The sequence below is a fragment of the Corynebacterium sp. 1103A genome, assembly GCF_055700955.1.
The window spans coordinates 174960-188359 of the sequence record NZ_JASTTF010000002.1 but is presented as its reverse complement, the minus strand read 5'-3'; the positions used below and the strand labels follow the sequence as shown (position 1 = coordinate 188359).

The 13400-nt window shown below is 65.4% G+C and carries 12 protein-coding genes and 1 pseudogene; 12 read left to right on the top strand and 1 reads right to left on the bottom strand.

The features are described 5' to 3' along the window. The 11 genes and pseudogenes from alr (at position 1) to QQS52_RS02350 (ending at position 11984) form a co-directional block, all read left to right on the top strand. A complete protein-coding gene (gene alr / locus QQS52_RS02400) occupies positions 1–1101 on the top strand; it encodes an alanine racemase (RefSeq protein ID WP_472772421.1) in 1101 nt (366 codons plus the stop codon). Between the two features lies 1 nt (position 1102). Further along, a complete protein-coding gene (tsaE, locus tag QQS52_RS02395; protein WP_070769176.1) occupies positions 1103–1609 on the top strand; it encodes a tRNA (adenosine(37)-N6)-threonylcarbamoyltransferase complex ATPase subunit type 1 TsaE in 507 nt (168 codons plus the stop codon). A 163-nt stretch (positions 1610–1772) separates the two neighbouring features. Continuing rightward, complete coding sequence (locus tag QQS52_RS02390; protein WP_296202884.1) at positions 1773–2249, top strand: hypothetical protein; 477 nt, start codon at positions 1773–1775, stop codon at positions 2247–2249. Next, positions 2249–2986: a tRNA (adenosine(37)-N6)-threonylcarbamoyltransferase complex dimerization subunit type 1 TsaB gene (gene tsaB, locus QQS52_RS02385; protein WP_472772420.1), complete on the top strand. Its 738-nt coding sequence runs from the start codon at positions 2249–2251 to the stop codon at positions 2984–2986. Before QQS52_RS02390 ends, tsaB begins: the two co-directional genes overlap by 1 nt. Continuing rightward, positions 2983–3465 (top strand): ribosomal protein S18-alanine N-acetyltransferase, encoded by a 483-nt coding sequence (gene rimI / locus QQS52_RS02380; RefSeq protein WP_472772419.1) that lies wholly within the window; start codon positions 2983–2985, stop codon positions 3463–3465. Before tsaB ends, rimI begins: the two co-directional genes overlap by 4 nt. 101 nt (positions 3466–3566) lie before the next feature. Continuing rightward, the gene (tsaD, locus tag QQS52_RS02375; protein ID WP_472772418.1) at positions 3567–4619 is read left to right on the top strand and encodes a tRNA (adenosine(37)-N6)-threonylcarbamoyltransferase complex transferase subunit TsaD; all 1053 of its coding nucleotides are present in this window, start codon (positions 3567–3569) and stop codon (positions 4617–4619) included. Between the two features lie 469 nt (positions 4620–5088). Then, positions 5089–5514 carry a hypothetical protein gene (locus tag QQS52_RS02370; RefSeq protein ID WP_472772417.1) on the top strand — a complete coding sequence of 142 codons (426 nt, stop codon included), beginning with the start codon at positions 5089–5091 and terminating at the stop codon, positions 5512–5514. 275 nt (positions 5515–5789) lie between these two features. After that, complete coding sequence (locus tag QQS52_RS02365; protein WP_472772416.1) at positions 5790–7187, top strand: L-serine ammonia-lyase; 1398 nt, start codon at positions 5790–5792, stop codon at positions 7185–7187. A 355-nt stretch (positions 7188–7542) separates the two neighbouring features. After that, complete coding sequence (groES, locus tag QQS52_RS02360) at positions 7543–7836, top strand: co-chaperone GroES (RefSeq protein ID WP_472772415.1); 294 nt, start codon at positions 7543–7545, stop codon at positions 7834–7836. Between the two features lie 18 nt (positions 7837–7854). Continuing rightward, entirely contained in the window at positions 7855–9471 is a 1617-nt protein-coding gene (groL, locus tag QQS52_RS02355) for a chaperonin GroEL (protein ID WP_472772414.1), read from the top strand. Positions 9472–9603: 132 nt separating this feature from the next. Beyond that, a pseudogene (locus tag QQS52_RS02350) lies at positions 9604–11984 on the top strand (ATP-binding cassette domain-containing protein). A gap of 110 nt (positions 11985–12094) precedes the next feature. Here the strand turns inward: QQS52_RS02350 and QQS52_RS02345 are convergent. Beyond that, entirely contained in the window at positions 12095–12412 is a 318-nt protein-coding gene (locus QQS52_RS02345; RefSeq protein ID WP_070769187.1) for a WhiB family transcriptional regulator, read from the bottom strand. A 410-nt stretch (positions 12413–12822) separates the two neighbouring features. Here QQS52_RS02345 and QQS52_RS02340 point away from each other — a divergent pair, with 410 nt between their 5' ends. Next, positions 12823–13383, top strand: coding sequence for a sigma-70 family RNA polymerase sigma factor (locus QQS52_RS02340; protein WP_472772413.1), 561 nt, complete (start codon positions 12823–12825; stop codon positions 13381–13383). Positions 13384–13400 lie beyond the last annotated feature (17 nt).

Below are 13400 nucleotides of genomic sequence, written 5' to 3'. Positions count from 1 at the left end.
ATGCCATTACTCACCACCCGCATCGATTTGGATGCCATCGACCACAATGTTGCCTACCTCAAGGACAAAGTGGGCCCAGGCACCCGGCTGATGTGCGTGGTGAAGGCGGACGCCTACGGGCATGGAATCGAAAAGGTGGCCCCCGTGATGGAGGCCGCCGGCGCGGACGCCTTCGGTGTGGCCACCACGGCGGAGGCCGTGCGCCTGCGCCAGGTCGGCGTCAACCAGCCGATCGCGGCGTGGATCTGGGACCCCAGCGATGATCTCTCGGAGGTGCTAGCCCACGGGATTACCGTCGGCGTGCCCTCCCTGGAGCACGCCCGGGCACTGATCAACCAGGAGACTCCGGCCAGCGTCATCATCGGCGTGGAGACCGGGATGCACCGCTCGGGCATCCAGCGCGCGGACTGGCCGGAAGCTTTTAAACTGCTGCGCGACTGCCCCTTCCTGGAGGTCACCGGCCTGATGTCGCACTTCGCGTGCGCTGATACCCCGGATCATCCGCACAACGACTACCAGGAACAGCAGTTCCGCAACGCCCTAGAGCAGGCGCGCTCGATGGGCCTGGAGTGCCCGGTCAACCACCTGGCGAATTCCCCGGCCACCCTCACCCGCCCGAGCGCCTACTTCGAGCAGGTGCGCGTGGGCCTGGCCTGCTACGGCCTGGACCCAATCGAGGGCTTGGAACACGACCTGCGCCCGGCGATGACCTGGGCTGCCACCGTCATCAACGTCAAGCCGATCGAGCCGGGGGAGGCCACCTGCTACGGCCTGACCTGGAGCGCGTCCGAGCCGGGCTACCTGGCCACCGTGCCCGCCGGCTATGCCGATGGCCTGCCGCGCAACTTCCAGGACAAGCTGGAAGTGGGCATCAACGGCCACCTCTACCCGCAGGTCGGCCGGGTGTGCATGGACCAGGTCGTGGTGAACTTAGGCCCCAACCCGCACGGGGTGGCCATCGGGGACGAGGCCGTGCTCTTCGGCACCGGCGGGCGCAGCGCCACCGACCTGGCGAACGCCGCCGGGACCATCAACTACGAGGTGGTCTGCCGGCCCACCGGGCGCACCCAGCGGACCTACCTGCCCCGGCAGGAGGCCTAGGATGCGCAGCGATTTTCCCGCTTGCGGCAGCGAGACCCTGAGCACCCGCGAGCAGACCCAGGACTTAGGAGCGCGCCTGGGACGCGCACTGGAGGCCGGTGACGTGGTGATCCTGGACGGCCCGCTGGGCGCGGGTAAGACCACCCTGACCCAGGGCATCGCGGCGGGCATGGGTGTGAAAGGCCGGGTGACCTCACCGACCTTCGTCATCGCCCGGGAGCACCGCGCGAAGCAGCCCGGCCCGAACCTGGTGCACGTGGACGCCTACCGCCTGCTGGATGACTTCGGCGCCGGCTCAGGTGATCCCATCGGAGACCTGGACGCGCTGGACCTGGACACGGAGCTGGCCGACGCCGTCGTCGTCGCCGAATGGGGCGGCGGGCTGGTCGAGCAGCTCAGCGACGACTTCCTGCTCGTGCGCATCGACCGGGAAAGCGCGCGGGCTGACGACGCCCCGCTGGATGAAGACGGACCCCGCGTTATTTCCTGGCAGTGGCACAGCCGCTAGCCGGCCGCGCCCGCGATGAGCGCGGAGGCGCCACACACTCGCGGAACCTGCACGATGTACCATTGCAGGGCGTAAAAACAATGCCCAAGCCTGTCTAGGCACTTAATCCCCATATAACTAATCCGATAGTCGGGCGTACGACTGTCGCGCAAAAGGAGTCACCATGATGAAACTGTCCAAGTCAGCCGCCGCACTGGTGGCCGTCGTCACCGTCGGCTTCCTCATCGCCATCCTGGGCCTGGTCGGCTGGACCGCCGCCCGCGCCGACGAGCCGGTCGGCCGCGTGGGCCACATCCTGGAAGAGACCAAGAACAAGGGCCTGCACGGCACGGCCCTGTCCCCGGCGGACGTTTACGGCGAAGAGTGGACCGCCGCGGCGTTTGTCTGCCCGGGCGTTTCCGGCGATGAGCTTCGGGAAGCTTTCGGCCTGAACCCGGACGAGCTGGACCTGGTGGACGGCAAGGTCCCGGAGGACACCAACTACCTGGTGGCCCTGGACGATGACCTGAACACCTTCCCGGAGAAGCTGGACCGCAGCGAGGTTGACCTGTGCTCCCAGCAGGTCCCGCCGGTCATCAACGGCTTCTCCCTGCTGCCCTTCATGCAGAACCAAGACGGAACCTGGGTCCTGGCGTCCTAATGCGTGTTCTGTGCATCGACACCTCCACCACGGATCTGGTCACCGGTCTGGTGGATATCGACCCGTCCCAGCCGGGCAACGCGGCTTATGCCCAACCGTCGGCGGCCCAGGACGCGACCGTTAAGGACACCCGGGCCCACAATGAGCTGCTGATGCCCACCATCGACCAGCTGCTGGGCGGGGACTATTCCCAGCTGGACGCCGTCGTGGCCGGGTGCGGGCCGGGGCCGTTTACCGGCCTGCGCGTCGGCATGGCCACGGCCTCCGCCCTGGCACAAGCGCGCGGAATCCCGGTCTATGGGCTCTGCTCGCACGACGCCATCGCGGTGGCCGCAGCCGCCCAGGACAGCGGTGCCGCGGAAGGCACACACACCAGCGGCTCCGCAGAAACCGGCGAGTGCGTGGTGGCTACCGATGCCCGTCGCAAGGAGATCTACTACTCCGTCTACCGCGGCACCGAGCGCGTCAGCGGGCCGGACGTGGCCCGCCCCGAGGACGTGGACTTCCCAGACGCCGTCACTGCCATCTACATCCCCGCGGCGCTGGGGGAGCGGCTGCCGGAGAAGTGGCACGCTGCTGTGCGCCCGGCGCTGAACCCGTGCCCGGCCGCGCTGGCAGCAGCCGTGGACTTTAACGCGCAGCCGGAGTCGCTGGTGCCGCTGTACCTGCGCCGGCCCGACGCGAAGGAGCCGGCGCCGAAGCCGCGCTCGGCGGCCATCCCCGAGGTTGAGCTGTGAGCCTCGTCCTGCGGGAGCTGAAAGCATCCGACGCCGCCCGGTGCGCCGAGCTGGAAACCGTGCTCTTCCCGGGGGAGACCCCCTGGTCGCAAGAGGTCTTCCAGGCGGAGTTCCGCCAGCCGCACACCTTTTACCTGGGTGTGCAGGATACCGAGGCGGATCTGTTGGTCGGCTACGCGGGCATCGGGCGGATGGGCCCGGCCGATGCCCCGGAGTATGAAATCCACACCATTGGCACGGATCCGGCGCACCAGCGCCGCGGTATCGGCCGGATGATGATGGACAATATCTGCTTTATCGCCGACCGTGAGAAGGCCCCGATCTTCCTGGAAGTGCGCGTGGACAACGCGCCGGCCATGAGCCTGTACGAGGCCTATGGCTTTCACCGGCTGGGCCTGCGCCGCAACTATTACCAACCTTCCGGCGCGGATGCCTACACTTATAAGCGAGAAGGCGGGCAGCCCGCCGACGACAGTTAGCAAGCAGCGAACTAGCAACCAGAGAACTAACAACCAGCCTGGCGCCGGGCCACAGCGCGGCCGGGGCGGGAATGACAAGAAACTAAAGAAGGCGAACGGCAATGATCGTATTGGGAATCGAGTCCTCCTGCGACGAGACTGGCGTCGGCATCGTGGAGGTCGACGAGGCCGGGCAGATGCGCGTTCTGGCGGATGCGGTGGCCTCCTCCATGCAACAGCACGCCCGTTTCGGCGGCGTCGTGCCGGAGATCGCTTCCCGCGCTCACTTGGAGGCCATGCCCCAGGTGATGGAGGAAGCCCTGCGCCAGGCCGGTGTTGAGCGCCCCGATGCCGTGGCCGCTACCGTCGGCCCGGGCCTGGCGGGCGCGCTGCTGGTGGGCGCCTCCGCGGCCAAGGCCTATGCCGCCGCCTGGGGCGTGCCCTTCTACGGGGTCAACCATCTGGGCGGCCACGTTGCCGTAGCCAACCTGGAGGGCAAGTCGCTGCCGCACGCGGTGGCCCTGTTGGTCTCCGGCGGACACACCCAGCTACTGGAGGTCGAAGCCGTCGGCCGCCCCATGCGGGAGCTGGGCACCACGCTTGACGATGCCGCCGGCGAGGCCTACGACAAAGTCTCCCGCCTGCTGGGCCTGGGGTATCCGGGCGGGCCGGTCATCGACAAACTCGCCGCCCGCGGCGAGCCCACCATCAAGTTCCCCCGCGGGCTCAGCAAGGCAGAGGATCTGCGCGGCGACCACCGCCATGACTTCTCCTTCTCGGGCCTGAAGACCGCCGTGGCCCGCTACGTCGAACAAGCCGAGCGCAACGGCGAGGTTATCTCCGTGGAGGACACCTGCGCCTCCTTCCAGGAGGCCGTCTGCGACGTGCTCACGGCCAAGGCCTTGCGTGCCTGCCAAGACACCGGCGCCGGCGTGCTGCTGCTGGGCGGCGGAGTCGCCGCCAACTCCCGGCTGCGCGAACTCGCCGCCGAGCGCTGCGCCGCAGCCGACATCGAGCTGCGCGTCCCGAGCTTCAAACTCTGCACCGACAACGGCGTCATGATCGCCGCCGTCGCCGCACAACTCATCACCGAAGACGCCGAACCCTCCGGCCTCGCCACCGCCACGGACACCCAGCTGGAGGTGGAGATCCCGCTGGTTCCGGCGGGTTCTTAACCGCAGATCCCGAGTCCTTGTCAGCGGTGTACACCTCGAGGACAAGGGTGTCTAATTGACCGTTGCCTCGGATCTCGCTATCGTTGCTTTCCCCTACAAACCAAGGAGATAGCGGAGTCTCGGGCGTTATGGATGCAGTAGCGTTGACAAGGCTCCACAAGTCTTCCGTGTCTTCCGATTCGCGAAGGGAGCCGAGTGGATTAATGCTCCGCGCCCCGGTAAGAGACAGAATCATTGCCTACCATCGAGCCAAACTTTAAACGACAATTAGCCCAATATTTTCACAATTGCTTGTCCTTTGACTTAGCTCTCCGCTAGCGCCTTAGCTACCCGGTTGGATCGAGGAGTCGCCGAGGAAAGCGCGGGCGCCTGCGATCGGAGTTATTGGCCCGTGGTTCACGGAATGTTTACCCAAAGTTTTACCTGCTCAGAGTGTGGTTTTTCGGTGTGGCGGCTAGTTTTAGGAATTATGACTATTGGATTCCTTGTCAACCCTGACCTGACCCGCCGAAAGATCACCTTCGAGCTGGAGCACGCTAACCAGTTCCTGGGTGGGGCTGCTGAAGACCGCGTGGCGGTGGCCTTCCAGGAAGATGGCGCGACCTACGCTGCGCTGTTCAACCCGGACGCCCGCGCTGAGGGTGCGGAGCCGAACCCGGTGGCGTCGTTGGCGCGTAATACCGCTGATACTGGCAACTCGGCCTTCCTGCAGGACCCGATTCGGGCGATTTCCGGCTCGGTTATCTTCGTGGGGGCGGAAGGCGACGACATTACTGATGATATCGTCGAAGGGGTGGAAAACTCCATTCGCGCCGTGCTGAACTACCGCGAGGACAACCCGGAGGAATACCAGCTCTGGCGCGCGGCCGTTATCAACACGGACAAGCGGGCCTAAGTTCGCGGGAGCGGTCCTGGCGCCCCGCGCGACCGTCAATCACCGTCCCTTGTAAGAGGGGCGGTGATAATTTTTGTGCAATTGGTGGAAGTGGCAGGTCGTGGGTTCAAAAACTTGAGTCAGATGACAATTCTTTCTAGATGTGCCTGGCATCGCTACAACCGTTAGGATGGGCGGTGAGAGGCGGCGCGCCCGGTCGCGATAATTTCTTCGCACCCCTATCTGGTTGCGGCAGGCGCGCGAGCCACGAGTGGAGCAACCAAAAGGAGTACCTCATGACCCTGACAGTGACTGACATTTTCAGTATCGGTATCGGCCCGTCGTCTTCGCACACGGTCGGCCCCATGCGCGCGGCCAAGGCCTTCGTGGACTCGCTGGTCGAATACCCGGCGCTGGTGCGCTGCGAGTTGCGCGGCTCCCTTTCGGCCACTGGCCTGGGGCATGCCACGGACCGCGCGGTCATCCTCGGCATGGTCGGTTGGACTCCGCTGGACGTGCCGCTGGACGCAGAGCCGGTCGCCGGCACCAATATCCCGCGCGAGGGCAGTGTCACCGGCCCGACCGGGACCATGGACTACAGCCTGGTCTTCGACAACGAGCCCTTCCCGGGCCACCCGAACTGTATGTTGTTCTCGGCCTACGACGCCGACGGCAAGTGCATTGCTGAGGGTGTGCCGTACTTCTCCGTTGGCGGCGGCTTCATCCAGACCCGCGCGGAGCTGGAGGCCTCCAAGCTGGCCGCGGAGAACCCCACGCCCATGCCGGAGAACATGCGCGCGCCCTACGAGTTCGACACTGGCGATGAGCTGCTGGAGCTGTGCGAGAAGCACGACCTGGCAATCTGGGAAATTATGCTGGCCAACGAGTCCTTTCTCCACGCTGATGAAGGTGGCGAGGACTTCGTGCTGGCCCACCTGGACCGGGTCTGGGAGGTTATGCAGCAGGCCGTGTCCCAGGGCATTGAGACCGACGGTATCCTGCCGGGCGGCCTCTTGGTCCCGCGCCGCGCGCCGAAGCTCTACCAGGACCTGCTGGCGCAGAGCGAAGACGAGGACTCCGGCCTGGAGGCTATGGACTGGGTGGACCTTTACGCGCTGGCCGTCAACGAGCAGAACGCCGCCGGCGGCCGCGTCATTACCGCCCCGACCAACGGTGCCTGCGGCATCCTGCCGGCCGTGCTGCACTACGCGCGTGACTTCCAGCGCGGTTTCAACAAGCACAGCGTTCACCGCTACCTGCTGACCGCCGGAGCGGTGGCCATCATCATCAAGACGAACGCTTCTATCTCCGGCGCCGAGGTTGGCTGCCAGGGCGAGGTGGGCTCGGCTTCCTCCATGGCAGCCGCCGGCATGGCGGAGCTGCTGGGCGGCACGCCCCGGCAGGTGGAAAACGCCGCCGAAATCGCGCTCGAGCACAACCTGGGCCTGACCTGTGACCCTATCGGCGGTCTGGTGCAGATCCCCTGTATCGAGCGCAACGCCGTCGGTGCTGTCAAGGCCATCAATTCCGCCCGCCTGGCCAAGCGCGGCGAGGGCTCCCACGTTGTCTCCCTGGATAACGCGGTTAAGACCATGGCAGAAACCGGCCGGGACATGCTCTCCAAGTACAAGGAGACCTCCCTAGGCGGGCTGGCCAAAACCATGGGCTTCACCGTCGCCCAGGTCTCCTGCTAGTAGCGCGCTGACGGTTTAAGGCACAGGGCTTGCCTTTGGCCCCGCCGGTGGCTTGCACGAGCTGCCGGCGGGGTCTTTTGCGCGTTGGCTTTGGCTGCGGCCGGGGGAGGGGCCGGCGGCGTGGCTTAGGGAGTGTGGCTTGGTGGGGCGGTTTGGCGTCGAGGCCTGGTGGTGTGGAGGAGTGACGGGCGTGTGCGCGGCGGGGGAGCGGTGTTGTTGTCGGTTAGCAGTCGCACGGGTAGAGTGCTAGATAGGTTGTTTGACCCACAGTTGTTCACCCGCGACGACGGCTGTGCTGGCAATGCATGCAACCGGCACATACAACTCATTGATTCATAAACGGAGGAATCACACCATGGCAAACATCAAGCCGCTGGAAGATAAAGTTCTGGTCCAGATCGTCGAAGCGGAAACCACTACCGCTTCCGGCCTGGTAATCCCGGAATCGGCTAAGGAAAAGCCGCAAGAGGCGACCGTCATTGCCGTCGGCCCGGGCCGCACCAATGACAAGGGTGAAGTCGTCCCAGTGGGTGTCAACGAAGGCGACACCGTTATCTTCTCCAAGTTCGGTGGCACCGAGCTGAAGTACGACGGCCAGGAGTACCTGCTGCTGTCCGCTCGCGACCTGCTCGCCGTTATCGAAAAGTAAAAGGTGGTGTAGCCACTAATGGCAAAACTCATTGCATTTGATCAGGAGGCCCGCGAGGGCATCCAGCGCGGCGTGGACACCCTCGCCGACGCCGTCAAGGTCACCCTGGGCCCACGCGGCCGCAACGTGGTTCTGTCCAAGGCCTTTGGCGGCCCGACCGTCACCAACGACGGCGTGACCATCGCCCGCGACATCGACTTGGACGAGCCCTTCACTAACCTGGGCGCCCAGCTGGTCAAGTCCGTGGCGGTCAAGACCAACGACATCGCCGGCGACGGCACCACGACCGCGACGCTGCTGGCCCAGGCACTGATCTTCGAAGGTCTGCGCAACGTGGCCGCCGGCGCTAACCCGGTCGAGCTCAACCGTGGCATTGCCGCGGCCGCAGAGAAGACCGTGGAAGAGCTCAAGAAGCGCGCCACCCCGGTTAACTCCGCCTCCGAAATCGCCCAAGTCGCAACGGTTTCTTCCCGCGACCCGGAAATCGGCGAGATGGTCGCCGGCGCGATGGAAAAGGTCGGCAAGGACGGCGTGGTCACCGTGGAGGAGTCCCAGACCATGGAGTCCACCGTGGATGTCACGGAAGGCATCTCCTTCGATAAGGGCTACCTCTCCCCGTACTTCGCGACGGAGGAAGAGACCAACCACGCCGTGCTCGACGACGCCCAGATCCTGCTGGTGCGCAACAAGATCTCTTCCCTGCCGGACTTCCTGCCGCTGTTGGAAAAGATCGCCGAGTCCGGCAAGCCGACGCTGATTATGGCCGAGGACATCGAGGGCGAGCCGCTGCAGGCCCTGGTGGTCAACTCCATCCGCAAGGTCCTGAAGGTCGTGGGCGTCAAGGCCCCGTACTTCGGCGACCGCCGCAAGGCCTTCATGGACGACCTGGCCGTCGTCACCGGCGCCACCGTCGTGGACCCGGAGCTGGGCATCAACCTCAACGAGGTTGGCCTCGAGGTTCTGGGCTCCGCACGCCGCGTGACCGTGACCAAGGAGGATACCGTCCTGGTCGACGGCGCCGGCACCGCCGAGGCCGTCGAAGAGCGCCGCGGCCAGATCCGCCGCGAAATCGAGCGCACCGACTCCACCTGGGACAAGGAGAAGCTCGAGGAGCGCCTGGCCAAGCTCTCCGGCGGCGTGGCCGTCATCCGCGTCGGCGCCGCCACCGAGACCGAGGTCAACGAGCGTAAGCTGCGCGTCGAGGACGCCATCAACGCCGCTCGTGCCGCGGTCGAGGAAGGCGTTATCGCCGGCGGCGGCTCCGCCCTGGTCCAGATCGCGCGCGAGCTGGAGACCTTCGCCCAGGACTTCGAGGGCGAGGCCAAGACCGGCGTGCTCTCCGTAGCCAAAGCGCTGTCGCGCCCGGCCTACTGGATCGCCGCTAACGCCGGTGAGGACGGCGCCGTGGTGACCAACCGCGTGGCCGAAATGTCCAACGGTGAAGGCTTCAACGCTCACACCCTGGAGTACGGCAACCTCATCGACAACGGCATCATCGACCCGGTCAAGGTCACCCACTCCGCCGTAGTCAACGCCACCTCCGTGGCACGCATGGTGCTGACCACCGACGCCTCCGTCGTGGAAAAGCCCGCCGAGGAAGAAGAGTCCTCCCATGGTCACCACCACCATCACTAAAACCGCGTGAGCTCACGCGCGTAAGGCAGTTTCCGCCGGGTAACCGTCGGGCCTCCTGCTTGAAAAGAGCGCGAGGGCCTCGTCCGGCTAGCCAGCCGGCGGGGCCCTTAATCGTGCTTTAAGCTATGCCTCGTGCCACAACAAGAATTCATCCGGGTCACCGGCGCGCGGGATAACAACCTGCGTGATATCAGCGTCGATATCCCGAAGCGCCAGCTGCCCGTCTTCGTCGGGCTGTCGGGCTCCGGCAAGTCTAGCCTGGTCTTCGATACCATCGCGGCCGAGTCCCAGCGGCTGGTCAACGAGACCTACCCCGGTTTCGTCCAGGGGTTCATGCCGCAGACCGCCCGCCCCGACGTCGACCGCTTGGAGGGGCTGACCGCCGCCATCGTGGTGGGGCAGGAGCCGCTCGCCGCGAACGCGCGGTCTACCTTCGGCACGGCTACGGACATCACCGGCATGCTGCGCGTGCTGTTTTCCCGCATCGCGGAGCCAAACGCCGGCGGCCCGGCCGCCTATTCCTTCAACGTGCCTTCCGTGAGCGCGCAGGGCGCCATCCAGGTCGAGAAAGCCGGGGCGAAGAAGGACGTCACCCACTTCCAGCGCACCGGCGGCATGTGCCCGGACTGCAGCGGCACCGGCCGGGTCACTGACCTCGACCTCACGGCGCTAGTCGATGAGTCGCTCAGCCTCGACGACGGCGCCATCATCGTCCCGCGCCTCAAGGTCGGCTCCTGGACCTGGCAGAGCTACGCCCAGTCCGGTCTGTACCCCACGGACGTGCCCGTGGCCGAGTTCACCGACGAACAAAAGCACGCTCTCTACTACCTCGACGACGTCAAGGTAAAGGTCAACGGCATCAACATCTCGTACCAGGGCCTGGTGCCGAGGCTGGAGAGCTCGACGCTGTCCAAGGACCCGCAGCAGCTGCCCAAGCAGATGCGAGAATTCGTCGAGCGCGCCGCCCGCTTCGTCGACTGCCCAGCCTGCGAGGGCAGCCGCCTGGCCGAACACGCCCGCCGGTCCTATATCGCGGGTGTTTCCCTGGCGGAGGTCTCCCAGTGGGAGCTGACCGAGGTCTACTCCTGGCTGGAGAGCTTGGAGGATGCCCGCGTGACCCCGCTGGTGGACAACCTGCGCCAGGCCGTCAACAGCGCGGTGGAGATCGGCCTGGGCTACCTCAGCCTAGACCGGCCGGCGGGCACCCTCTCGGGCGGGGAATCGCAGCGCACCCGCATGGTTAGGCACCTGGGATCAGCGCTGACGGATATCACCTACGTCTTTGACGAGCCGACCGCGGGCCTGCACCCGCAGGACATCGAGCGCCTCAACCGCCTGCTGCTGCGCCTGCGGGGCAAGGGCAATACCGTCCTCGTGGTTGAGCACAAGCGCGCGACCATCGACATTGCCGACTACGTCGTAGAGCTCGGTCCCGGCGCCGGCACTAACGGCGGCGAGGTTGTGTTCACCGGCACGGTCGAGGAATTGGTCGAAGCGGACACAGCCACCGCGCGGGCGCTCGCTCTGCAGACCGGCCTCAAGGACGAGGTCCGCACGCCCACCGGGGCCATCGAGGTGCGCGGCGCGAGCGTTAACAACCTGCGCGACGTCGACGTCGATATCCCCACGGGGTGCTCACCGCCATTACCGGCGTGGCCGGCTCGGGCAAGTCCTCGCTGCTGGCCTGCCTGCCGCAGAAACTCGCCGAGAACGACCGCGTCCTCATGGTCGACCAGGCCACCATCACCGGGTCTCGGCGCTCGAACCCCGCGACCTACACGGGCGCACTCGAGCCCATCCGCAAGGCCTTCGCCAAGGCGAACGGTGTCAAGCCCGCGCTGTTTTCGGCCAACTCCGCCGGTGCCTGCCCGAACTGCAACGGCGCCGGGGTGGTCTACGTGGAGCTGGGCGTGATGACCGGGGTCGACGTGCCCTGCGAGGTCTGCGAGGGTAAGCGCTTTTCCGCGGAGGTGCTGGCCTATACCTTCGGCGATAAGAACATCGCGGAGATCCTCGAAATGCCCGCCGCGGAGGCCACCGAGTTCTTCGCCGCCAAGGAATCCCGCGTGCCCGCCGCGGCGAAAATCTGCGAGATCCTGTGCACCGTCGGCCTGGGCTATATCCACCTGGGCCAGCCCCTGAACACCCCGTCGGGAGGGGAGCGCCAGCGGCTGAAGCTGGCCGTGCACATGGCCGATAAGAAGGCGGCGGCCGACGTGCTCATCCTGGACGAGCCGACCACGGGACTGCACCTGCTGGACACGCAGGTGCTGCTGGAGCTGCTCCATGAGCTCGTCGACAGCGGGCACACCGTCGTCTGTGTCGAGCACCACCCGGCGGTTATCGCCCACGCCGATCACGTCATCGATTTGGGCCCCGGGCCCGGTTCGGCCGGCGGCCGGGTGGTGGCCAGCACGAGCCCGTGCGAGCTCACCGAAGTCGCCGACTCGGTGACCGGCAGCTACCTAGCCCGTTACCTGGCCCACGAGGCCCAAGAGACCCAAGAAGGGTAGGAGGCCACAAAAGGAACCACCGGGGCGGCAGGGCAGCAGGCTGCATTATTGGGCAGCGCGGTTGCCTGTGCGCCAGTGGCGGTAGGGGTCAAGCCCTAACGGGAAACCGCCTAGACGGTAACCGGGGCGACCTTGGTGACCTGGGCGCGCTTGTTGCGAGCGCGCAGGGCGTGGGAGCGCTCGGACTCGGACATGCCGCCCCACACGCCGTAGGGCTCAGCGGACCGGAGGGCGTGCTCACGGCACAGCTCGATGACCGGGCAGGCGTTGCAGATGGCCTTCGCGCGGTTCTCACGCTGCGCGCGGGCACGTCCGCGTTCCCCGTCCGGGTGGTAGAAAACATCCGAGTTCTTCCCGCGGCATGCTCCATGCAGTTGCCATTCCCAAAAATCTGCGTTCGGTCCGGGAAGCAGATGCGGCTGTGACACGACGAAATCTCCTCAATTGGTTAGTTCGGGACTTGAAGTATTCCGATTTGGCAGTGTGGCCCGCATGGGTAAACGTTGGGTTTCCAGCTGGTTGCCAGCTGGTTTTCTAATTGTTTAAATCCTCACGATTAGCCGTCTGGCCAGGTTATATACACAAAGGTTAAAGTTTGGTGAACTTTGTCTACCGCGGCGTGGTCTACTACCTTCGGGGTAGAAAAGCCAGATGAAGCGCTCCGCGTCGTGACTAAAAGTAAAATCACGATGATGAATTAGACGCTGATCATCGGTATAGTTCTGAGACGGCTAATTTCCGACCTGATCCGGTGTCCGCCCCCCACGCCCCAACACGGGTGCCCGGGCCACCGTGCTGTCGTGCTGTGAAACCTTAAACGAGAAAGTAGAGCCTGAACGTGAGCGATTCCGAAACCGAGCTAGCGGCCCTAGTGCCGTCGGCGGTATCGGGCGATCGGCGGGCTCTGCAAGAGGTCATCCGCCTGATTCACCCGCAGGTGGTGCGGTACTGCCGCGCCCGGATTGGCGGCCACCGCCACCCGGCGGCCGACGACGTGGCGCAAGAGGTCTGCCTCGCCGTGGCGACCTCCCTGCCCAAGTACGAGGACAAGGGGCGGCCGTTCATGGCCTACGTCTACGGCATCGCCTTTAACAAGGTGGCGGACGCGCACCGCACCTTGGGGCGCGACCACTCGGTGCCTACTGAAGACCTGCCGGAACAGACGGCTTCCGGCCAAAGTCCAGAGGAATACGCGCTGGTTACAGACGGAAGTAACAGAGTTCGCGAGTTGCTCGATACATTAAGTGAAAAGGCTCGCAACATTGTGATTTTAAGGGTGTTCGTGGGCCTTTCCGCGGAGGAAACAGCCGCAGCCGTAGGTTCTACTCCGGGCGCGGTCCGGGTAGCTCAGCACCGAGCCCTCGGGCAGTTGCGCAAGCAGCTGGCTGAATCTCAATAACAACTAAAAACCAGATT

What these genes read in the sequence shown, in the direction of transcription:
- groES (WP_472772415.1), top strand. Translation starts at nt 7,543, where the DNA reads ATGGCAAACATCAAGCCGCTGGAAGATAAAGTTCTGGTCCAGATCGTC.
- tsaE (WP_070769176.1), top strand. Translation starts at nt 1,103, where the DNA reads ATGCGCAGCGATTTTCCCGCTTGCGGCAGCGAGACCCTGAGCACCCGC.
- alr (WP_472772421.1), top strand. Translation starts at nt 1, where the DNA reads ATGCCATTACTCACCACCCGCATCGATTTGGATGCCATCGACCACAAT.
- groL (WP_472772414.1), top strand. Translation starts at nt 7,855, where the DNA reads ATGGCAAAACTCATTGCATTTGATCAGGAGGCCCGCGAGGGCATCCAG.
- tsaB (WP_472772420.1), top strand. Translation starts at nt 2,249, where the DNA reads ATGCGTGTTCTGTGCATCGACACCTCCACCACGGATCTGGTCACCGGT.
- tsaD (WP_472772418.1), top strand. Translation starts at nt 3,567, where the DNA reads ATGATCGTATTGGGAATCGAGTCCTCCTGCGACGAGACTGGCGTCGGC.
- QQS52_RS02390 (WP_296202884.1), top strand. Translation starts at nt 1,773, where the DNA reads ATGATGAAACTGTCCAAGTCAGCCGCCGCACTGGTGGCCGTCGTCACC.
- QQS52_RS02370 (WP_472772417.1), top strand. Translation starts at nt 5,089, where the DNA reads ATGACTATTGGATTCCTTGTCAACCCTGACCTGACCCGCCGAAAGATC.
- QQS52_RS02365 (WP_472772416.1), top strand. Translation starts at nt 5,790, where the DNA reads ATGACCCTGACAGTGACTGACATTTTCAGTATCGGTATCGGCCCGTCG.